Source organism: Stenotrophomonas sp. G106K1 (genome assembly GCF_037969685.1).
Classification (GTDB): Bacteria; Pseudomonadota; Gammaproteobacteria; order Xanthomonadales; family Xanthomonadaceae; genus Stenotrophomonas; species Stenotrophomonas lactitubi.
The window spans coordinates 134277-152900 of record NZ_JBBPFR010000004.1; the positions used below are offsets into that span (position 1 = coordinate 134277).

Annotated in this window: 23 protein-coding genes; 8 read left to right on the forward strand and 15 right to left on the reverse strand. The window is 66.1% G+C overall.

All coding sequences use genetic code 11. The features are described from left to right. Positions 1–8: 8 nt before the first annotated feature. Genes WKB25_RS05860 through WKB25_RS05875 form a run of 4 tightly spaced genes read right to left on the reverse strand, consistent with a single transcriptional unit; the run spans position 9 to position 4888 of the window. Positions 9–1280, reverse strand: coding sequence for a carbohydrate porin (locus WKB25_RS05860; protein ID WP_340569299.1), 1272 nt, complete (start codon positions 1278–1280; stop codon positions 9–11). Next, positions 1277–2674 carry a cytochrome c gene (locus tag WKB25_RS05865; protein WP_340569300.1) on the reverse strand — a complete coding sequence of 466 codons (1398 nt, stop codon included), beginning with the start codon at positions 2672–2674 and terminating at the stop codon, positions 1277–1279. Before WKB25_RS05865 ends, WKB25_RS05860 begins: the two co-directional genes overlap by 4 nt. Further along, positions 2671–4311 carry a GMC family oxidoreductase gene (locus tag WKB25_RS05870; RefSeq protein WP_340569301.1) on the reverse strand — a complete coding sequence of 547 codons (1641 nt, stop codon included), beginning with the start codon at positions 4309–4311 and terminating at the stop codon, positions 2671–2673. Before WKB25_RS05870 ends, WKB25_RS05865 begins: the two co-directional genes overlap by 4 nt. 43 nt (positions 4312–4354) lie before the next feature. Then, a complete protein-coding gene (locus tag WKB25_RS05875; RefSeq protein WP_340569302.1) occupies positions 4355–4888 on the reverse strand; it encodes a sugar dehydrogenase complex small subunit in 534 nt (177 codons plus the stop codon). A 247-nt stretch (positions 4889–5135) separates the two neighbouring features. On the opposite strand from WKB25_RS05875, the gene WKB25_RS05880 reads away from it, so the two are divergent. The 3 genes from WKB25_RS05880 (at position 5136) to WKB25_RS05890 (ending at position 6502) form a co-directional block, all read left to right on the forward strand. Further along, positions 5136–5375: a hypothetical protein gene (locus WKB25_RS05880; protein ID WP_340569304.1), complete on the forward strand. Its 240-nt coding sequence runs from the start codon at positions 5136–5138 to the stop codon at positions 5373–5375. A gap of 183 nt (positions 5376–5558) precedes the next feature. After that, the gene (locus tag WKB25_RS05885) at positions 5559–5858 is read left to right on the forward strand and encodes a hypothetical protein (protein ID WP_340569306.1); all 300 of its coding nucleotides are present in this window, start codon (positions 5559–5561) and stop codon (positions 5856–5858) included. Between the two features lie 146 nt (positions 5859–6004). Then, positions 6005–6502 (forward strand): ferritin-like domain-containing protein, encoded by a 498-nt coding sequence (locus WKB25_RS05890; RefSeq protein WP_340569308.1) that lies wholly within the window; start codon positions 6005–6007, stop codon positions 6500–6502. Positions 6503–6595: 93 nt separating this feature from the next. Here the strand turns inward: WKB25_RS05890 and WKB25_RS05895 are convergent, their stop codons facing one another. The 3 genes from WKB25_RS05895 to WKB25_RS05905 all read right to left on the reverse strand — a co-directional run bounded on the left by WKB25_RS05895 (position 6596) and on the right by WKB25_RS05905 (position 8170). Next, entirely contained in the window at positions 6596–6934 is a 339-nt protein-coding gene (locus WKB25_RS05895; RefSeq protein WP_340569310.1) for a hypothetical protein, read from the reverse strand. Next, the gene (locus tag WKB25_RS05900; protein ID WP_340569311.1) at positions 6927–7691 is read right to left on the reverse strand and encodes a DUF72 domain-containing protein; all 765 of its coding nucleotides are present in this window, start codon (positions 7689–7691) and stop codon (positions 6927–6929) included. Before WKB25_RS05900 ends, WKB25_RS05895 begins: the two co-directional genes overlap by 8 nt. 122 nt (positions 7692–7813) lie before the next feature. Next, positions 7814–8170 carry a hypothetical protein gene (locus tag WKB25_RS05905; protein ID WP_340569313.1) on the reverse strand — a complete coding sequence of 119 codons (357 nt, stop codon included), beginning with the start codon at positions 8168–8170 and terminating at the stop codon, positions 7814–7816. A gap of 531 nt (positions 8171–8701) precedes the next feature. Here WKB25_RS05905 and WKB25_RS05910 point away from each other — a divergent pair. Then, positions 8702–9442 (forward strand): DNA/RNA non-specific endonuclease, encoded by a 741-nt coding sequence (locus tag WKB25_RS05910; RefSeq protein ID WP_340569315.1) that lies wholly within the window; start codon positions 8702–8704, stop codon positions 9440–9442. Between the two features lie 82 nt (positions 9443–9524). On the opposite strand, the gene WKB25_RS05915 is transcribed toward WKB25_RS05910, so the two are convergent. Genes WKB25_RS05915 through WKB25_RS05925 form a run of 3 tightly spaced genes read right to left on the reverse strand, consistent with a single transcriptional unit; the run spans position 9525 to position 10656 of the window. After that, positions 9525–9755, reverse strand: a complete 231-nt coding sequence (locus tag WKB25_RS05915) for a hypothetical protein (RefSeq protein WP_340569317.1) — start codon at positions 9753–9755, stop codon at positions 9525–9527. Then, entirely contained in the window at positions 9752–10183 is a 432-nt protein-coding gene (locus WKB25_RS05920) for a VOC family protein (protein ID WP_340569318.1), read from the reverse strand. Before WKB25_RS05920 ends, WKB25_RS05915 begins: the two co-directional genes overlap by 4 nt. An 11-nt stretch (positions 10184–10194) precedes the next feature. Then, positions 10195–10656 carry an AraC family transcriptional regulator gene (locus WKB25_RS05925; protein ID WP_340569319.1) on the reverse strand — a complete coding sequence of 154 codons (462 nt, stop codon included), beginning with the start codon at positions 10654–10656 and terminating at the stop codon, positions 10195–10197. A gap of 120 nt (positions 10657–10776) precedes the next feature. On the opposite strand from WKB25_RS05925, the gene WKB25_RS05930 reads away from it, so the two are divergent. Continuing rightward, a complete protein-coding gene (locus WKB25_RS05930) occupies positions 10777–10971 on the forward strand; it encodes a hypothetical protein (RefSeq protein WP_340569320.1) in 195 nt (64 codons plus the stop codon). Further along, positions 10959–11468: a hypothetical protein gene (locus WKB25_RS05935; RefSeq protein WP_340569322.1), complete on the forward strand. Its 510-nt coding sequence runs from the start codon at positions 10959–10961 to the stop codon at positions 11466–11468. The genes WKB25_RS05930 and WKB25_RS05935 overlap by 13 nt, the downstream gene beginning before the upstream one ends. Positions 11469–11502: 34 nt before the next feature. Here WKB25_RS05935 and WKB25_RS05940 read toward each other — a convergent pair whose 3' ends face one another. Beyond that, positions 11503–13350: an XVIPCD domain-containing protein gene (locus WKB25_RS05940; RefSeq protein WP_340569324.1), complete on the reverse strand. Its 1848-nt coding sequence runs from the start codon at positions 13348–13350 to the stop codon at positions 11503–11505. A 120-nt stretch (positions 13351–13470) separates the two neighbouring features. Between WKB25_RS05940 and WKB25_RS05945 the strand changes: the two genes are divergently transcribed. Beyond that, a complete protein-coding gene (locus WKB25_RS05945) occupies positions 13471–15666 on the forward strand; it encodes a hypothetical protein (protein WP_340569326.1) in 2196 nt (731 codons plus the stop codon). A gap of 80 nt (positions 15667–15746) precedes the next feature. Continuing rightward, positions 15747–16232, forward strand: coding sequence for a TspO/MBR family protein (locus WKB25_RS05950; RefSeq protein WP_340569328.1), 486 nt, complete (start codon positions 15747–15749; stop codon positions 16230–16232). Here the strand turns inward: WKB25_RS05950 and WKB25_RS05955 are convergent. The 4 genes from WKB25_RS05955 to WKB25_RS05970 form a co-directional block, all read right to left on the reverse strand. After that, positions 16229–16540 carry a hypothetical protein gene (locus tag WKB25_RS05955; RefSeq protein WP_340569329.1) on the reverse strand — a complete coding sequence of 104 codons (312 nt, stop codon included), beginning with the start codon at positions 16538–16540 and terminating at the stop codon, positions 16229–16231. The genes WKB25_RS05950 and WKB25_RS05955 overlap by 4 nt on opposite strands. A 71-nt stretch (positions 16541–16611) precedes the next feature. After that, positions 16612–17295 carry an NAD(P)H-binding protein gene (locus tag WKB25_RS05960; RefSeq protein WP_340569330.1) on the reverse strand — a complete coding sequence of 228 codons (684 nt, stop codon included), beginning with the start codon at positions 17293–17295 and terminating at the stop codon, positions 16612–16614. A gap of 19 nt (positions 17296–17314) precedes the next feature. After that, the gene (locus tag WKB25_RS05965) at positions 17315–17989 is read right to left on the reverse strand and encodes a ChrR family anti-sigma-E factor (protein WP_340569333.1); all 675 of its coding nucleotides are present in this window, start codon (positions 17987–17989) and stop codon (positions 17315–17317) included. Next, positions 17986–18609, reverse strand: a complete 624-nt coding sequence (locus WKB25_RS05970; protein WP_180167174.1) for a sigma-70 family RNA polymerase sigma factor — start codon at positions 18607–18609, stop codon at positions 17986–17988. Before WKB25_RS05970 ends, WKB25_RS05965 begins: the two co-directional genes overlap by 4 nt. Positions 18610–18624: the final 15 nt, after the last annotated feature.

Here is an 18624-nt window from a genome sequence, read left to right on the forward strand (position 1 = left end):
GAATGCGCCTACAGCGTTGCCTGCGCCTGCAGGGTGAACACCCAGCTGTCGGGTCGGCTGGCATAGGCGCCGGGCCGTGCCACGTACTGCACCGCCGGCCGCAGCACCAGCCACGGGGCGACCTGCATGCCGTAGTTCAGCTCGACGAACTGCTCGTTGCTCTGCACATCCTTTCCGGTCAGCCGCTGATGGCGGGCGAGCCGGTCGGAGATATCGAGCCGGTTCCAGGCGAGGCTGAGCACATCATCCTCGCGCGACGCGATCACGCCGCGCCAGCTCACGCCCGCTTCCCACGAGTAGCGCATCAGCCCTGTCTTTGCGTCGGCACGGGTGGCAACGCCGAACACCGAGATGCCGCGCACCGTATCGCCCTCGGGCTTCCACACCCGCTGCGCAGCCTGCACGTACGAACCGCTGCGATGCGAGGCGCGAGGTGCGGCTGGATCGCCGATGTCATCGGCGTTGGAGGTGTCCAGGTAGTAGCCGATCTTGTAGGTGCCGCCATAGTCCTCGCCGGACCTGCCATGGCTGTAGCCCACTTCGACGGGCAGGAACAGGCCGGTCTTTCCCTTCGTCGACACACGGAAGCCACTGTTGGCCTGCTTGCGCGTCGGGTTGACGTCGTAGATGCCGGTCTGCGCGTACCAGCCCGAGGGATCGTTCCACTTGACCCGCAGGCCCCACTGGCCCGTCGGGTTGTCCAGCCACCCGGAGCTGTAGATCGGGCCCAGCGGATGCCCGCATTGGCCGTTGTTGTTGAAGTTGCAGGTGTAGGGCAAACCACCGAAGTCGTTGCCCATCGAGTAGAAGCCCCCCTTCAGGCTCAGCCGCTTGTCCAGCAGCAGCCGCTCGTAGGAGAGCTCGTTGAAACGCAGGTTCTGGCCCTGGCCATAGAAGGCCTGGTTCTGGATATAGGAGCCCGTGGACCGCTCGTTGATGGCGTTGCCGAAGCGATCGGAAAACACCACGCGCAGCGTACCGTCGAAGCCGAGTGCTTTGCCGGTATCGATCGTCGCGCCCAGGTCGATGTGCTCGGCGGTGGACCAGCCACTGCCCTTGTAACCATCGCTGTTGACGCCGCTGCCGATCACGATGCGTGCGCTGGGGGTTACGCCGTGATCCTGCAGCCAGACGCGCGCGGCCCAATCGGCACTCAACGGCGTCTGCACGATGCTGTCGACCGGTTTGGGCTTGGCGGTGCCACTCGCTTCGGCGGCCGACACCGGGCCATTGACCGCGAGCAGGAGCAGCCCGATGCCGTTCAAGGAGAGCAGCTTCATGCTGCAGCCCTCCTGTTCCCGCGCTTCTTGCAGGCACGACGCACCAGCAACACGACGCCGACCAGTGCCAGCACGGCAACGATCAGCATCGGCAGCCACAAGCGTGCGATCTTCGCCAGCAGTGGCTTCTCGCCGCCGGCGCGGGTCAGTGCCACCTGTGCCTCGGTGACCTGGTCGCCCGGCCCGAACTGCGTGCGCACGTAGGTCGCCACCGCTGCGATATCGGCGTCACTCAGGTCCTGTACGAACGAACCTTTCGAGAAGTGCGGCATCAACGCGTGTTCGCCCTGTACGTCGCGGTCAACGCCGCCGATGATGGTGGCAATCAGGTTCTGTGGGCGGGTCATGCCGACGGTGGTGTTGTGCACCAGGGAGGGGTAGTAGCCGTTCCGGCTGCCTTCGCCCCGCGATCCATGGCAGCTTGCGCACAGACCCGAGTACAGCACTCCGCCCGATGCCAATGCGGCACCCGTACCGCGTACCGGCTGCTCGCCCGGCGCCGTGGCGGCGTCTCCCCACGCGAAGGCTGGCCGGGTGGCCTCAGGATCTGCCACGGCCGGCACCGTGCGCAGGTAGGCGACGATGGCGGCGATGTCCTCGTCCTGCAGCTTGGACAGGCTGTTGCTCACCGCTTCGGCCATGCCGCCACCGGCCTGCGCCTTGCCGGCAACGCGGCCGGTCTTCAGGTACTGCGCCAGCTCGGCGTCGCTCCAACCGCCAATACCGCTGATGGGATGGGAGGTGATGTTGGGTGCATACCAGTCACCCAACGAGCCGCCGGCGAAGGCCTTGCCGCCCACTTCCTGCATCATCAACCCGCGCGGACTGTGGCAGCTGGAGCAATGCGCCAAGCTTTCCACCAGATAGGCGCCGCGATTCCATTGCGCACTCTTGCCCGCATCGGGCTTGAACGTTTCCTTGTCCAGGAACAGCAGGTTCCACACCGCCATGGACTGGCGGATGCTGAAGGGGAACGGCAGCTCGGTCGCGTGTGCTTCCTCGTCGACCGGTGCCACCTCCTTCATGAAGTAGGTATACAGCGCGTGGATGTCCTCGTCGGTCAGCTTGGCATACGAGGTATAGGGCATCGCCGGATACAGATGGGCGCCATCCTTGCGCACGCCTTCGCGCACTGCTTTTGCGAAGTCATCTTCGCTGTAGAGGCCGATGCCATGGCTTCTGGAGGGCGTGATGTTGCTGGCCCATATCTCACCCAGCGGGGACGCAATGGCGTAGCCGCCGGCATAGGGCTTTCCCTGCTTGGGGCTGGTGTGGCACGCCACGCAATCGGCGGCGATCGAGAGGTAGCGCCCACGTTCGGCGACTTCGTCTGCGCGCGCGGAATGGCTGGCTGCAGCCAGCAGCATCAGCAGAGCGGCAATGACGGCCTTCATGCCGCACGCTCGATGGCGTCTGCCGCACGCAATGCCAGCGCGGCCATGGTCAGGGTGCTGTTGACCACGCTGGCCGACACCATCGGTCCGCCGCCTGGCAGCCACAGGTTCGGATGATCGTGCGCGCGGCAATCTCCATCGACCACCGAATCGCGCGGGTCAGCGCCCATGATGGTCGAGCCCATGATGTGGTTGTTGGCGTTGAGTGCCGTGGTGATGACGAACTCCTCAGCGTTGAACAGCGAGCCGATGTGACGCAACTGTTTGCAGGACTCGTCATAGCCCTTGCGGGCATAGTCGCCCAGCGAGTAGTGGATATCCGGGCAGGCCAGGCCGTGGCCATCCACTCGCGTCTTCGACAACGTCAGCCGATTGCTTGGGTCCGGCAGCGGCTCCAGGCTGATCGAAAGATCGACGCCGAAGACCGCACGGCGGCGGATTTCTGCATCCAGCGCGTCGCCCACAAGCCCCTTCTGCAGCGCCTGGTCGGTGGCGATTGCCACGCGACTGATGTTGTTGAGGATGATCTTGGTGGCCGAGTACTGCGAACGGAAGGCGCCGTCGCGCGGACCAACCATGCAGCTGGACTGCGCCGGTCCGCGTCCCAGCCAGATCGGGCGATCGGCGATGAACGAGCAGTGGAAACCGGAATGGTCGAGCATGTTGCGCCCGACCTGATCGGAACTGTTGGCGATGCCGTTCGGGTTCTGCTCGTTGGCCGCAAGCAGCAGCAGGCGCGGCGTCTCCAGTGCGTTGCAGGCGATCACGAAACTGCGCCCGGTGGCCTTGTGGCTGACCTTGTTGTTGTCATACCAGTGGATGGCCGTGACCCGGTTCTGCGCGTCGGTGTCGATCCTGTAGGCCACCGCTTCGGCCAGCACCTGCGCACCCAGTTTCTCGGCCGCTTCGATGGTATGGATGCCGTTGTACATCGCGCCGATCGGGCAGATCGGCTGGCAGTTGTTGTTGCCGCAGCAGGCCGGCCGATCATTCCACGGCGTGACCATGCGGCCCTGCGGAATGGGCACCAGGTTGTAGCCGTGCGGATTGACCACCTCGGCGAATACCTTGTCGCCGTTGCCCCAGGGGATCATGTCTGCAAGGTAGGGCCTGGATCGCTCGGTGGGGCTCTGCTTGCCCGGGTCGTTCGGCCCGGAGACGCCCATGGCTTCTTCGGCGCGGCAGTAGTACGGCTCGATGTCGTCGTAGCTGATCGGCCAGTCGCGCCCTACCCCATAGGTGGACTGCATCTTGAAATCCACCGGCAGGTGGCGCCAGCAGGAGGCGGCCCAGTGCCAGGTGGTGCCACCCACGGCCTTGATGAAGCCCTGGTGGAAGCTGCTGGCGTCAGGGCCGGTGAGGCCCACGTAATCGTTGGCCGGGAAATACAGCGGCGCGGTAGCCAGCGGCGACTGCGGATACGGCCCCTGGAAGTCGCTGCCGATGCGTCGCTCGAAGCTGACGTTGCGCCAGTTTTCGACGACGTCGGAGCGATGCAGGCGCGGACCCGCTTCAAGAACCAGAACCGATTTTCCGGCACGAACCAACTGATGGGCGATCAATGCGCCGACGACGCCCGAGCCGACGATCACAACATCGGCATCGGCGTCGCCATCACGGAAAACCGGAGCTTTCATGAGGGGAATCCAGATCAATTACGGAAAAGTTGAAAGCGCAGGCTCAGCCGTGCGCACGTACCGCCGCCGGCGGTTCAGCCGTCCACCATGCAGGGCCGCCTTGTGCGTAGGTCGGCGGGAACAGGCCGTCGTCCACGGGGCGCTGCATCAGCGCATCGCGATAGGAAACGGTGATGGCCTGCGGGCCCTTGCCGACGCTGCCGGTGTACCAGGCGGTGATGACGGCCAGCGCTGCTGGCCGTGCATCGCCCGCCGCCGCCAGCAGTGCTTCAGGGCCTTGTACCTGTTGTGCCTTCGCCGCGAGTGCCGGGAACTGGGCGTGCATCTCGGGATACAGCTTGGCGAATGCGGCTTCGATACGCCCGGCAGTCACCGGATCGAGATCGGTCTTGCCCGTCAGCGCCTGCGAGAGCTGCAGAAAGCGCTCGCCCGCCTGCTTCGCAGGGGCGGCACTGGCAGCGGGCGCTGGCGCCTTGCCACTGCAGGCAACCAGCAGCGAAGCCGAGCCGACCGCCAACAGGAAGGTTCTGCGCGTCAGGCCTTGCCCACTCCCTTCCAATCCCTCGGGAACACTCATGATGTGGACTCCTGATGCGTCACGTCTTCGGCTGCCCCTGACCGCGACGCGGGGGGCACCTACGGGTGAAACTGTAGCGCACCTGCTCGTCTTCGCGGGGTGAGCGGGAGAGGGAGCGGAACCGCAAAGCGCTCTGCTTTTCAGCATCAACCGAGGTAGATTTCCGCCGGCAAGCGGGCGCCTCCGTCACGCCCGAACGACGCCCTCAGCGCTAGAAACATGGGCTTTCCCACTCTGGAGTCCAGCCATGCGGCTACTGCTGCTCTGTGCCGTGGCGACGATGTCATTATCGGCCTGCGATCAAAGTGAACCGACCGATAAGGCACAGCATGCCGATGCGGTTCGGCAAACCGCACCAACGGGCAGCGAGCCGACACGCAACGTGCCCGGCGGTGGCAGCGGGACCGCCGCTTCTGAAGACCAGGCATCAGGAACCGGCGCCAGCAGCGGCAACGATGCCCCGCCGGAGTCTCCTGCAAAGCGCTGAACCCAGATGGGTCGCCGGCCTGGCTCAGATGGGCACGCCGGACGTCCCTGCGATAGGCCAACGACCCTCTGCCAGAACACCGATTCAGGCGCCTCTGCCGCGACTGTCCTGGACCGAATGATCCACCGCGACGTGAAAACTTGACCCCGACAGGATTCACGCCAACAACGCCTGTGCGGTGGCATGTTCGAGGTGGCCCAAGAGGATTGCCATATGCCCGACACCGGACTCTTCTACGTCTTTTCAGTGGATTACGCGGCCGACGCACGCGACGGCCTCGACCGGATCACCTCGATCACCTTCCGCTGCAACCAATGCCACCACGTGTCCCGCGCCGACGCGGACCTGAAGCGGGTGGCGGGTGGCACGCTTCTCACCTGTGGAAGATGCGGGACCCACCAAGCGGTCAGCAACGCGCGTTTTGCCGATGGCGCGCATGTCGCAGCAGCCGAGCGGCCCGCAGTCGCCGCAGGTGAGCGCTGACGCAGCGCTGGCCGTGATGGGGCACGGCGATGTGAGCAGGATGCATGCACCACACGCCCGTTGGGCATCTGCCGTTCACTGCATCTACCCCGTATCCCAACGGCATCCCGGCTACGGTGAAGGTTCACTTCGTTCCGGAGCACACCATGGCCATCAAGACCGCTGAAGATCTGTTCATCCACGAACTTTCCGACATATACAGTGCCGAGAAGCAGTTGACCAAGGCACTGCCCCGCCTGGCGCGCGCCGCTGACAATCCTGACCTCTCCGCTGCGTTCGAGACCCACCTGGAAGAGACTCAGGGGCAGATCGAACGTATCGACCAGGTGGTCGAGCTGTTGGGGATCCGCCTGAAGCGCATCAAGTGTGCGGCAATGGAGGGGCTGGTGGAAGAAGGCAAGGAGGCCATCGACAGCATCGACAAGGGCCCCGTGCGCGATGCGGCACTGATCGGCGGCGCACAGAAAGTGGAGCACTACGAAATCGCCTCCTACGGCACCATTGCCGCGCTGGCCAGGCAGCTGGGATACAAGGACGCCGTGCCCCTGCTTCTGGAAACCCTGGAGGAAGAAAAGGCCACCGACCAGAAGCTGACCCTGCTGGCCAGTGGCGGCGGCAACGCCAAAGCCACGAAGGCCGGGTAAGCGCAGGTGCACTGCACATCAGAACAGCGTCTGGTCCAGCAGGGCATCGCAGACCAGGACATCGGTCATCGGTCATCGGTCATCGGTCATCGGTCATCGGTCATCGGTCATCGACTTCAGGCGACGACGTGCGAGCCCGGGATTCCATAGGTGGCTCATCACGTCGGCGCGCCAGTCGTAGACCTCGTCCAGCGGCTGATCGATCAGTTCTACCGGGCAGGTGTAGAAATTCAGTTCGCCATTGTCGAAGCGCAGCGTGACGTGGCTGAATTCCAGCAGGAAGTCCCTACCCCAACTGCGCACCGCCCGTACGCGGCGACCCTGCAGGCAGGCCAGGTAGGGCGTGCTGTTGCCGCTGACCTCGCGGACCGTCTTCCCTTTGAACCTGGCGGCGGCCTCGCGCAGCAGCACGATGGAGGGACCTTCAGGCATTGGCGTGCTCCAGCACGGCCTGCAGTTGCAGTGCGTTGGGAACGGCATGGCCGTGTGCCGTGTTGTCGAGGATGACCCAGGCCCCACCCGACCCGGCGGCCTGTGTTGCTGCGCCGGCCAGCCTGCACAGCTCCGGCTGCTGGTACCCGCTGTAGTAGATCCGCGGTTGCCCGTGCCAACGCCAGTAGCTCCAGTGCCTGGCTCCGCCCGGCTGGTCAGCCCCTGCAACCCGCGCGGGATCGGCCGCGACCCGTGCAATGTCATGCTCTTCCAGCAGCGCATCGGCCTTTGCGTCGAACCAGCTGGGGTGGCGGGGCTCGCACGCCATGGGCGTCGCGGTACGCCGACGCAAGGCCCGGAAGAAGGCTGACGCGGTGCGGCCGTCGTAGGCCAGACTGGGTGGCAGCTGCAGCAACAACGCGCCCAGCCGATCACCGAGATGCGCCACCGCGTGAAGGAAGGGGTCCAGCAACGGCGCAGCGCCGCGCAGGCGTGCGACATGGGAGATCGCCTGCGGCATTTTCACCGAGAAGCGGAAATCGTCCGGCACGCTCGCCGCCCAGCGAGCGTAGGTGGCAGGCTGATGTGGTCGGTAGAACGACGAGTTGATCTCCACGATCGGAAAGCGCGATGCGTAACGCTGCAGCGCGCTGTCGCCCGTGCCGAACGTGTGGGCGACATCGGTGGGCAGCGACCATCCTGCGCAGCCGACGGCGACGCGGTGCCCCGAGTATGGGGCATGAGATTCAAGTGCCATTGCGCTACGGTGATGGCGGGACCGTAGCGGTGCGGTGAATACACGTCGGCCGCGGCGTGAAGCACGCAACCGGCCATGGCCGGCCTACCGAGGGGGCGCTGCTCGGCATCGCCCCTTGCTGCTCAGAGGCTGGCGCTGACCATTCCACCGTTCGGCGGCTGCCGCGCTGGCATGGCTGGCATGGAATGTCCATTGCGTGGCGCAACGCGTTCGTGGATGGCGGCCAGCACCTGGTTCACGCGATGAAGTGTGCCGCGGCCACCGGGCTCGATACCGATGATGTAGACGAAGCGGCCATCGCAGCGCGACTGCGCCGATTCGAGCCCCTCGGTCTCGGAGAGAACGCGTTTCAGCGCCTTCTCCCAGGCTCTGCCCGGAGCCGATGCCAGCTCCACCACCACTGCGGTTTCCCCGCAGTCCAGCGGCATCACCTCCACACGCAGGATGCGTGGTGTCTTGACGGTCTCGGCGCTACCCATTCTCGATCCTCCTCGGCAAACGACGGCGGCAGTATCCACGCCCGGCGCCAAGGCGGCGTCAAGAATGGATGGCCATTGCGTGCGGATCGGCCACTGCCTGCTTTCCCGGGTGGGCGGTTGATCTCAAGGCAGCCCGCTCCTGCCCGGCCTCTTCCACTCCCTGCGGCAGCGCTGCCCATCATGGGCCACGCTTGCCCTCGGCCAACGCCCTGTAACCGGGCAGCGCCCACGCAACGGCCACGCCATTAGCAGGTCTTCTTTTCATGCATGGGCGCCCTGGTCTGACAGGGGCCCAGTGCTTGCGCGCAGTCACACCTTCGCACGTTGCTCGTTGACCTGCTGGCGTCAACAAATGACGCTAACGACACCGCGACAGCGTTCGTAACGCCCTTGAGCGGTCGAGACCCCAGGCAGTACCGGCCACGGCCGGATCGCGTCCCCAGTCCCTGTCACCGCATCGTCCTTCACACGGAAAGGCCTGGCCTGCCGTGGTGGACGGCTGCGCCTTGCCCATACCCATGGAGATCCGCAATGCGCCTTGCCACGTTCTTCCTTGCCCTTGTCTTCAGCACCTTTGCCGGGGTCGCACATGCCCAGGTCGTGACCCTCAACAAGGGCGGGTTTGTATTGACCTATGACTGCAGCATCCACAGTGCGACCCGCTACGAATACACGCTGGTGGCGGACACCGGCTCGGCTGCCCGCCCGTCCAGCTTCTACAAGGACCCGGAGCTGCCGGCCGGGTGCCTCGGCCAGACCAGCACGGCCTCCTATGCCAGCGTGCAGTCCGGCTATGACCGCGGCCACCTGGTGACGTCCAATCACATGGACTCCGACGCCACTTACATCCGTCGCGCCAACTACATGACCAACATCGTGCCGCAGGTTTCCAGCTTCAACCAAGGCATCTGGGTCAAGGCCGAGAACGTGGCCGAATGCTATCGGGACATCGCCCCGGTCGACGTCTATGGCGGCGTTGTCTACGGCGATGCATCCAATGACCATTTCCTGACCAGCCACGGCATTCCAACCCCGGAATTCTTCTGGAAAACGATCATCACCAAGGATCCGAACACCGGTACCGCCAAGGCCATCAGCTGGATCATTCCCAATGAAACGGGACTGGGCAGCCTGGACAGCTATCTGGTCACCATCGCCGACCTGGAAGAACTGCTGGGCGCCAGCTATGTGGCGATCAACGCGCCGGCGTCGCTGAAGAACATGCTGCCCAGCGCCAGCTGGCCGCTGCCGAGCGGATGCGATCTGAGCTGAGCCCCCGATGGCCCGACGGAGTGCGCTCCGCCGGGCCTATCGCGTCTGGCAGCTCGGCCTGGATGATCTCTGCTGGCGCATCTCAAGGCGCAGCCCCGGCGCGCGCCCCTGGCACTCCGCACCGGCAATGCAGCGCAAACAGATACAGCCCGGTGAACAGCTGCAGGAACAACGGCGGCAGCGGCGAGTACGTGATCCACGCCGGCGGCTCGCCCTGCCCCATCCCGCGCGCCACGAAGTTGGCGATCACGGCCAGGGTGAAGATGATCGAGGTCCAGCGATGCACGGGACGCGCCCAGCCACCGGCCCTCATCGAGACTTACTCGCGGCAGGCTTCACGGGACGCTCGATCATCTTCCAGCCATTGCCGGAAGGGTCACGGAGCCCGGCATCCACCGCACCGTAACGCTCCACCGGCTCCTGGGTGAATTCCACGCCACGGGCCAGCAGTTGTTCGTAGCTGGCGCGGCAGTCGTCCACCGCCAGCACCAGCGGTGGCATCGCGCCCTTGGCCACCATCTGCTGCAGGGTCAGCGCAGTGGCCGCGTCGTGCACCGGCGGTCCCGGCTTGAACAGCCCGAGCTGGAAGCCACCCTCGTCGCCCGAATGCACGGTAAGCCAGCGATAGTCGCCGTTGCCCACGTCGGTGTGCACCTTGAAGCCGAGCGCGTTGACGTAGAAATCGAGCGCTGCGTCCTGGTCGTGCACATACAGGCCGACCACATTCACCATGCCAGTCATAGGATCCTCCCTCAGGTGGGATCTACGCTAACAAGGCCGCTGCGGCGGCGCTTCTCCGAAACTGCGATCTTCAGGTCCGGGCGCTGTGCAGCACGCGCATGACACTCCGGTACCGGGCCCTGCACCGGAGCATGGGCGCGCTCACGGTCGCGGACGACGCCGGGGCTGTCGCCGGTGATATCGCGGAAGACCCGGCCGAAGGTGCCCAGGCTGGTCCAGCCGGTCTGCAGTGCGATCCCGGTGATCGGCAGGTCGGTATCGCGCAGCAGAGCCACCGCGCGCTCGATGCGCCGACTGAGCAGATAGCGGTGCGGCGGCATCCCGAAGGCGTCCTTGAAGGAACGCGCGAAATGGGCTGTAGAGACCGCGCTGACCTGCGCCAGCCGTGCCACCGGCCAGTCTTCGTGGCTGGCCCGGTCGATGTGGTCCTTGGCGCGCAACAGGCGGCGCAGCAGTTCGGGGCTCTGGGACATGCGCCCAGCGTAGCGCAGAAGGCGGCGGCGCTTCCGATGGATAGCGGGCAGTGGGATACTGCGCCTGCCGCAGCCAGCCTGAAGCCGCTCCCGGCCCCCCCAACTTCAAGGATGACCCCGATGCGCAGGATGCACTTCGTCGGCACGCTGTTGAGCGTGGCCTGTCTTTCCGTTTCGCCCGCCCGGGCTGCGGAAGATCCCGATTCACTGGCCCTGTGCGAGCAGGTAGCGCCGCTGATGGACGCCGACGACTTCAAGGCCCTGGATGCCATGGCCGAGCGCTTCCGCAAGACTGGTACGAAATGTCCCTCCTGATCGCGTTGCGGCAAGGGGTGGACGAAGCAGCCTTCATGGCGCTGGTCGACGAAGGCAGCAGGCTGTTTCCCGACTATGACCCGCTGTATCTGATCGCAATGCAGCGTTTCACCCCGCACTGGCAGGGCGATGCGCAGCAGATGGAAGCCTTCGCCCGGCATGCCATCGCACGAACATCCAAGCGCCGCCGCGCCAGCCTGTATGCACGCCTGTACGCCTCGGTCAGCGAAAGCGTGTCGGGGCAGCAGCTGTTCCAGAACTCGGCAGTCGACTGGCCGCTGATGCGGCAGGGCTGGGAAGACATCCTGGCCGAGTACCCCACTGCATGGAACCTGGAGGCGGCAGCCCGCCATGCCTGCCTCAGCAGCGACGTGCCCGCCACGAAAGCGTGGCAACGCCGGCTGCTGGCCGCACAGGGCATCGGCGAACCCTACCTGGGCATGGTCGTCGATTCGGCCGAGCGCCAGTGCCCGCCACAGGGCTCCTTCGCGCGGTGACCGTGCCCGGCAGGCGGCTGGCCCCGTGCGCGCGTCAGCGCGCCATGGCCCGCGCGGTCTGTTCCTGTACGGCCTGCTCCTGTTGCTGCGCATCCTGCTGGGTGGCGTCGGTCCGCCCGGGTACGTCCTGCAGCTTACGTATCTGGTCCTCGACCGGCATAGCCACCGCCTGCGCGGTCTCGGTGCGGGCGATCTGGCGATCCGCGGCGTGCGGCTGGCCCTGCACTGCAAATGCATAGCGGCCATCGTCACTGAGCACGGCCTCGTCGATCCGCTGCATGCCCTTGTCCTTGGCCGCGACCAGCAGCGCCATCCCCAGCCGTTCACTCATCTCATCGGGCTGGCGCCCCATCGCCTGGTCGAGGCTGCTGACCGCGCCTTGGCTCTGCAGCCACAGGCCATGGTCCGGATTGGCGGCGTGCCGCGGATCCTGCCGCGGCAGCAGCGGTGACGGCGGCGCCAGTGACTGCAGGTGCTCGCCCTGCACCGCCGCGTCGATCTTCTGCAGATCCTTGCCGCCCGCCGCGGCAATGTGGAACATGCGCTCGGCCATGCCGTAGGTGGATTGCCCCTGGTTGCGCGCCAGCCCCAAGGCAAAGGCATCCACATCCTGCTGCGGCTTGCCGCTGCCGTCCTCGGCAAGCACCTGCCACGATGACCCCAGCATCGGGTTGTCCTTGACCATCGACTGGGTGCGCTCCATCAGCGTGCGCATCTGGGCCTCGCTGAAGCTCAGGGTGTTCAGCTCGCCGGCCTTCATCGGCCCGCGATCGCCGGCGGGGTCGCCGGACAGCGCCGCGTTGACCATCCCGGCAATCTGCCCGCCCTGCGCATGCCCGCGCAGGTCGAAGGTGAATTCGTAGCGGCGCTGCGCCGTATCCTCTTGGCCATCGGCGCCGTAAGCGCTGACCCGGGTTGCCGGCAGGTTGCCGTTGTACTGCACGCTGCGCAGTTCGGTGCGGCTGCCGTCTTCGCGGCTGACCTGCACCACGTCGCCGCTGTTGCGTGCACCGGCCAGGTCGACACCAAACGTGTCGCCGTAGCCGACCTTCAGCCGCGTCTGCGAACTCATGCCCAGCCGCTCGACCGTGGCCAGATCCTGCACGCCTGCGGTCTGGCTGTTCAGCGTGCCGTTGTCGATGAACTGTTCATAGGCTTGGCGGCCCTCGGGTTGATTGATGTCGAAGGTCGCAGTGCGAACAGCCGAATGACCGAGCGCATCCTGGCGACCGGCAATCGCGCTGAACCTGCCTGCGTTGAATCCCATGCCGTTGAAGGCTTCAACTGCCTCGTTCGGCCCGGTGGTGACGCGCACCCGGCCATCATCCAGGCGATCCACGCGGTAGCTGGCACCGCTCGCCTCGGTCGTCTGGCTTTGCATGGCGATGTTGCGGAAACTGCCTTCCAGTGCAGTGCCGGTGAACTGCTGGCCATCCAGGGTGACGCTGCCGCCGTTGGGAATGGTCTGTGGATCGAAAGGATTGATGCGGGTGGGATCGACGTCCACCGCGTCGCTGGGCAGGGTGACCCTGTAGCGCCCGCGTACACCCGTGCTGCTGGTGTCCTGGAAGCCGGCGCCCTTCACGCTTGCACCGACCACCGACTCCATCGTCAGCAGGTAGTCCCTGCCACCGTCGGCTGTCGGGCTGCCGGCCATGTTCAGCGACGTGCCCTGGAACTGCGATGCAAGACTGGACGCTGCGCGCTTCTGCTCGGCGCCCACCTTCAACGCGCCGTCACCCTGGTTCAACGTAACCGAGTAACCGCCGGCGGCAGCGCGGATCTCGCTGTTGGCCGAGGTATAAGCCGGATCGAACGACGCCGTGGCGGCATCGCGCAGCGCATCCGGGGTTGCGCCTTCCTTGCTGGTCTGGGCATTCATGCCGTGACCTCCTTGAACAGAGACACGCTGATTATAGGGCGCAGCGTGCGCAGCACGTTCACATCGCGCCACAGCGGCATCCACGATAGTGATGGTCATCTCATTCCACGCCGAGGGTCCATGCCCCGCTCCCTCGCCCTGCCGCAGCGATGGTTCCGTCACGGCCGCAAGCTGCTGACCGTCCTGCTGGGCCTGTATCTGTTGTACCTGCTCGCGGGCAATGTCTTTCTCAATACGCCGCTGTTCGATCAGGCCACCAATCGCAAGCCGCACAAGTTCGTGATGACCACCGGGCCCGCGATCACGCTGCTGCCTGGACATGTCATCGCCTGGAACGTACAGATGCGCGGCCACGTCAATCACACGGTGTATGTGCTGCGCGCAGACCGGGCCGGTGCGCGCCTGGCGTTGCTGCCACTGTTCCAGCGTGAAGTGCGCGTGCCGTCGCTGCACGCGACCGGTGTAGCCGCCGAGATCTCGCGGGTGGATGAGGCCATTCCCTCACCACCGCGCAGTGATCGCGGCTGGACGTTGCGATTCGATGCCATTCACAGCGACAGCATCCGCAGCTTCCGCGCCGGCAAGCTGCTGATCGTCGGCCAGGGCAGCGGCACTGTCGGCTTCGTCAAGCAGCTGCGCGGCGGGCCATCGGAGCTGCTGGACTCGGAGGTGGCTTTCACTGATGCCGATGTCAACCTCGACGGCACCCAGCTGCTTGGCGACATGCAGTTGAAGTCGCAGTTCTCCTATCCACGGCACTACCGCGACCAGGCGCCAGGCCTGGAAAAACTGGGCCTGCTGCATGCGGTGCTGGAGATGCAGGCGCGCAGCCAGGGGTTGCGCCTGGATACGGACGCGCAACGACCTGCGGTTGCCAGCGCGGCCGTACCGGGGCAGCTGCAGGCCTTGATCACCATGGACCAGGGCGCGCTGCAGCCGGGCAGCCATGCCGTCTGGCGGGTTCCATTGCAGGTAGGGGCCGGCGCACCGGACCGTGGAACGCTGGCGATACAGCTGGATGCCGCTCGCGATATCCGTCTGCAGGCGCGATTGCCGCAGCGCGGTGGCACCGGTGCTGCACTGGATGCGGATCTGATCATCGCCGGGCGACACATTCCATTTGCCGAACCCAGCGAGGTGCTGGAACGCACCTCTGGCACGGTCAAGGGCGAATGGACCTTCACCTCGCTCAACTGGATTCCCGCGCTGTTCGTGCAGAAGCCCTGGTTCCAGCTGCAGGGCGGCGGCGTGCTGCGCGCGGACCTGCGCCTGCAGAACGGCGAGCTGGTCGCCGGCAGCAGCGTCGATATTCCGGCGGCGCGGGCGGTGGCCGAGGTGGCCGGCGTGCACATGCAGGGAACGGCCAGCGCCCATGGACAACTGCAGGCCGGAACGCCGACGCGCGCCGTACTGGCGGTGACGCTTCCTACGTTCAGCGCCCGTGCGGGCGGCGCCAAAGGTGCCACCTTGTTCGATGGTCGCGATCTGGCGCTGACACTCACCGGTGACGGCCGTCTGCGCGAACTGCGCAAGGGGGTGCGCGCGCAGCTGCGCTTCGACGATGCGAGCATTCCAGACCTCACCGCCTACAACCGCTACCTGGGCAACGGCCAGGTCCGGCTGCAGGGAGGCGCTGGCGAGGTCAGCGGCGACGTTGAACTTGATACCCTGGGACGGGTCGGCAACGGCATCGTCCGCCTGCGCAGTCAACGCGCACGCCTGCAGATGGCGGGGCTCGACCTGCAGGGCGACGCGCGCGTGGATGGCAGGCTGCGACGCGGCGATTTCAGCCAGCGCCGGTTCGATCTGGGCGGGAGCGTGATCGAGCTGCGCAATGTCCAGGTGGGTGACCAGCAGCGACCACAACCATGGTGGGGTCGGGTCACCATCGCCCGCGGCGACATCGATGCGCAGTCCCCCTTCCAGGTGGACGCGCGTGCGGATCTCGCCATGCGTGATGCGGGCCCTCTGCTGGCGCTGTTCGCCGAGCGCAGCGATTACCCACGCTGGGCGTTGTCCCTGCTCGATTCCGGCCAGGTCGACGCGCACACCCGACTGCGCTGGCGGTCCGGGCACTTGGTGCTGGATGGACTGCAGGCGGAAAACGAGCGGCTTTCGCTGCGTGCGCGATTGGATCTACTGAAGCAGCGCAAGCGCGGCGACCTCTACCTGCGCTGGGGCCTGCTGGGCGCCGGCATCGAACTGGATGGCCAGCGCCGGCAATGGCATCTGGCCGGCGCGCGGGAGTGGTTCGACGGTCGCCCTGCGTTGTTGCCAGCCCCTGCGCAGTCCAGCGCCGGTGGCGCGGCCGACTGACCGGAAGGCTGCATCCAGTCGCGACGCATCTGCGTACAACGCACTATCGCAGTCCGCACAGATGCTGGAGGAGATACACCATGAACGTCCGAAGGCAGGCAGTTGGTCTTCTGGGCTGGGCCATCGTTACTTTTCTTGCCGCCGCGCTGGGCGCGCGCGCCTCCATTTCTGCAGCGGAGTTCTACGCAGGCCTCACGTTGCCGGCATGGGCGCCGCCTGCCAGCGTGTTTGGCCCGGTGTGGACGCTGCTGTACGCGCTGATGGCGCTGGCCGCGTGGCTGGTCTGGCGCCAGGGCGGATGGCGTGCGGCCGCGCCTGCGCTGGTGCTCTACCTGCTGCAGCTGGCGCTCAATGTGCTGTGGAGCTGGCTGTTCTTCGGCTGGAAACAGGGGGCGCTGGCGTTTGCTGACATCCTGGTGTTGCTGGTGCTGATCGTGGCCACGGCAGTCGCCTTCCATCGCGTGCGCCCGGCAGCGGCGTGGCTGCTGCTGCCCTACCTGGCATGGGTGGCGTTCGCCAGCGCGCTCAACTACGCAGTGTGGCAGGCCAATCCGGCCGTGCTTTAACCGAGCGATGCCTCAAGGCCCTGCGCCGCAGGCCGCCACTGACGCAGGGCGCTGCCCCTGAAGGCCTGCTCACCGCAGCCGGTGGGGCAGCGCAGCACACGTGCGGCAGAGGTGCTCACAAGCCCATCGCCTTCCTCCGCCTTGAACACCAGCTCGCAGGACAGGCAGCGCGCCACCAGCGAATACAGATGGACGATGCGGCCGCTGCCGGGATCCTGCAGTGCGTTGACATCCAGCAGATCAAAGCGGCCGTTGTCAGGCGCGGGGCGCGATGGGCGAAGCGGAGAGGACGATGGCTGCAGGTTCACGTCGATGCGTCACAGAAGGATGAGCCACGACTGTAGTGCGCGCGATGTGCAGCAGATGTGCACCGCCCCCATCAGGCTGCAGCGGCGGCACCCAGCCGATTGATCTGCGCGCATTCCAGCACTGCTGGCGGCTCAGGCATCGTCGTCAGCACGATCATCGCGCGGCCGATGGCCTCGTTGCTGGTCACCAGCGAAGGAAGGACGCGGCCCGCCACCGCCATCAAGGGGCCGCCAAAGCGATACAGCGGCTTCAACGCCGCATGACGGGTGCCGGTTCCCGCCACCGGGCGCACCCCGGCAGGACGCAGCATGACAGTGCGCACCGCGAGCTGCGCCAACGCGGCCTCGGTCTCACCCTTGATGCGCAGGGGCACGATCCGGCTGTGGGGATTGGCATGGGCGCCGGAGACATACAGGAACCGGCCATCCGGATTCGCTTCGGCCCATGCTGCAGCCACGGCGAGGGTGGCATCGAGCGTCACCTTCCGATACTCGTCCTCGGCGGTGCCGACCGGCGGTGCGCCGGCACAATAGAAACACGCGTCGAATCCGTCCAGCTGCGGGCGCACATCACGGGCATGCTGGAAATCCGCCAGCACGATCTGCTCGATCCGCGCGTCCAGCCCGGCCTGGCTGCGGACCAGGGCTGCGGTCCGCGCCACCTGTGGCGAAGCGAGGCAGGCACGGGCAACACCCTGCCCGACCAGTCCGGTCGCACCGGTCAGCAGAATCCGCAGCGGACGTGTCTGGTGCATGCGTTGACCTTGAAGAAGCCTAGAGTTTCACGAAGCGCTGGATCTTCCGTGCCAGCCAACCACTGAACACCAGCGGCGCATCCAGCGCGGACACGCAGATGCACGATACGCCTGGCGCCGTTACCGGCTGGTGTTCGACGTCCTCATCCAGGTCGGCAACATCGCCGGGCGCGAACAACCCCAGCGCATCATTGTAGGAACCTCGCAGGATCTGGGTGAGTTCGCTGCGGCCATGGCTGTGCATCGGCAGGCATTTGCCCGGCGCGATCTTCAGCATGATCAGCGAAGGCATCTGCTCGGCACGGATGCAATGCACACCGGGGGCCATCCAGCGCCAGTGCAGCCGACCCAGCGAATTGCCAAAGTAAGGATGCAGCGACTTCGGCAGATGGTCCGGGTCGGCCTCGGGCCGTTCCGGCGGCATCGATCGCGGCGGGCTCGGTACGATGCCTGCGTGGTCCCCACCGAGCTGCGCAAGCATTGCCTCGCGCAGCCCTGCCCTCCGCGCCTCAGCTGCCGGCGGCTGGGTCTGCTCCAGCAGTGCAGCACCGATGGCCTCGGCCTCACGCAGGCGCTGGCGGCAGTGCGGGCACTGTTCCAGATGCGTACCGGCGACGATGCTCAAGGGCGTCGGCAGGGCGCCGGCGGCGTAGCTCATCAGTGTCGACTCATGCAGATGGTGGCGCGGATTCATGGTGCACCCCCGACCTTCGACTGCAACTGCAGGAACGCTCGTCGCAGGTGCGATTTGACCGTACCCAGCGGCATGCCCAGCGCCTGTGCGATCTCGCTGTGGCTCTTGGCCTCGAAATAGGACATCCGCACCAGGCGCGCCTGCGTGGCTGGCAGTTCATTGATGCGCTGGCGCAGGCGGGCATGGTCGGCAAACTGCTCGGCGCTGCTGCGTTCGCTGACATCTCCAGCGGCAGCATCCTCCACCGCCTCCTGCACCTGCATCCAGCTGCGCTCACGGCGCACGCGGTCGATGTGCAGGTTGCGGCCGATGCGGTACAGCCAGGTGCTCAGCGCGCCCTGCGCAGGGTCGAATTCTGACGCACGCAGCCAAAGGCGCAGCAGGCACTCCTGGGCCAGCTCTTCGGCCACCGCTGCAGGTGCGCCAAGGCCGCGCAGGTAGATGCACAGGCGCGGCATGAAATGGTCGTAGATGCGCATGAAACAGTCACGGTCGCGCAGCCGGGCGACACCGTCCATCTCGCCATTCCAGTTCGTCGGCTCGTTGCTGGGCTGCTGTGAACTGGACACGATCCGCGCGGTGTCGAAGGAAAGAGAGGGGCTGGCGGGTGGACGGTACATCGGCGGGGGCAGCCG

What these genes read in the sequence shown, in the direction of transcription:
- WKB25_RS05920 (WP_340569318.1), bottom strand. Translation starts at nt 10,183, where the DNA reads ATGACTGGCATGGTGAATGTGGTCGGCCTGTATGTGCACGACCAGGAC.
- WKB25_RS05875 (WP_340569302.1), bottom strand. Translation starts at nt 4,888, where the DNA reads ATGAGTGTTCCCGAGGGATTGGAAGGGAGTGGGCAAGGCCTGACGCGC.
- WKB25_RS05930 (WP_340569320.1), top strand. Translation starts at nt 10,777, where the DNA reads ATGCGCAGGATGCACTTCGTCGGCACGCTGTTGAGCGTGGCCTGTCTT.
- WKB25_RS05965 (WP_340569333.1), bottom strand. Translation starts at nt 17,989, where the DNA reads ATGAATCCGCGCCACCATCTGCATGAGTCGACACTGATGAGCTACGCC.
- WKB25_RS05860 (WP_340569299.1), bottom strand. Translation starts at nt 1,280, where the DNA reads ATGAAGCTGCTCTCCTTGAACGGCATCGGGCTGCTCCTGCTCGCGGTC.
- WKB25_RS05900 (WP_340569311.1), bottom strand. Translation starts at nt 7,691, where the DNA reads ATGGCACTTGAATCTCATGCCCCATACTCGGGGCACCGCGTCGCCGTC.
- WKB25_RS05870 (WP_340569301.1), bottom strand. Translation starts at nt 4,311, where the DNA reads ATGAAAGCTCCGGTTTTCCGTGATGGCGACGCCGATGCCGATGTTGTG.
- WKB25_RS05865 (WP_340569300.1), bottom strand. Translation starts at nt 2,674, where the DNA reads ATGAAGGCCGTCATTGCCGCTCTGCTGATGCTGCTGGCTGCAGCCAGC.
- WKB25_RS05890 (WP_340569308.1), top strand. Translation starts at nt 6,005, where the DNA reads ATGGCCATCAAGACCGCTGAAGATCTGTTCATCCACGAACTTTCCGAC.
- WKB25_RS05925 (WP_340569319.1), bottom strand. Translation starts at nt 10,656, where the DNA reads ATGTCCCAGAGCCCCGAACTGCTGCGCCGCCTGTTGCGCGCCAAGGAC.
- WKB25_RS05945 (WP_340569326.1), top strand. Translation starts at nt 13,471, where the DNA reads ATGCCCCGCTCCCTCGCCCTGCCGCAGCGATGGTTCCGTCACGGCCGC.
- WKB25_RS05880 (WP_340569304.1), top strand. Translation starts at nt 5,136, where the DNA reads ATGCGGCTACTGCTGCTCTGTGCCGTGGCGACGATGTCATTATCGGCC.
- WKB25_RS05910 (WP_340569315.1), top strand. Translation starts at nt 8,702, where the DNA reads ATGCGCCTTGCCACGTTCTTCCTTGCCCTTGTCTTCAGCACCTTTGCC.
- WKB25_RS05895 (WP_340569310.1), bottom strand. Translation starts at nt 6,934, where the DNA reads ATGCCTGAAGGTCCCTCCATCGTGCTGCTGCGCGAGGCCGCCGCCAGG.
- WKB25_RS05940 (WP_340569324.1), bottom strand. Translation starts at nt 13,350, where the DNA reads ATGAATGCCCAGACCAGCAAGGAAGGCGCAACCCCGGATGCGCTGCGC.
- WKB25_RS05885 (WP_340569306.1), top strand. Translation starts at nt 5,559, where the DNA reads ATGTTCGAGGTGGCCCAAGAGGATTGCCATATGCCCGACACCGGACTC.
- WKB25_RS05960 (WP_340569330.1), bottom strand. Translation starts at nt 17,295, where the DNA reads ATGCACCAGACACGTCCGCTGCGGATTCTGCTGACCGGTGCGACCGGA.
- WKB25_RS05905 (WP_340569313.1), bottom strand. Translation starts at nt 8,170, where the DNA reads ATGGGTAGCGCCGAGACCGTCAAGACACCACGCATCCTGCGTGTGGAG.
- WKB25_RS05970 (WP_180167174.1), bottom strand. Translation starts at nt 18,609, where the DNA reads ATGTACCGTCCACCCGCCAGCCCCTCTCTTTCCTTCGACACCGCGCGG.
- WKB25_RS05935 (WP_340569322.1), top strand. Translation starts at nt 10,959, where the DNA reads ATGTCCCTCCTGATCGCGTTGCGGCAAGGGGTGGACGAAGCAGCCTTC.
- WKB25_RS05950 (WP_340569328.1), top strand. Translation starts at nt 15,747, where the DNA reads ATGAACGTCCGAAGGCAGGCAGTTGGTCTTCTGGGCTGGGCCATCGTT.
- WKB25_RS05915 (WP_340569317.1), bottom strand. Translation starts at nt 9,755, where the DNA reads ATGAGGGCCGGTGGCTGGGCGCGTCCCGTGCATCGCTGGACCTCGATC.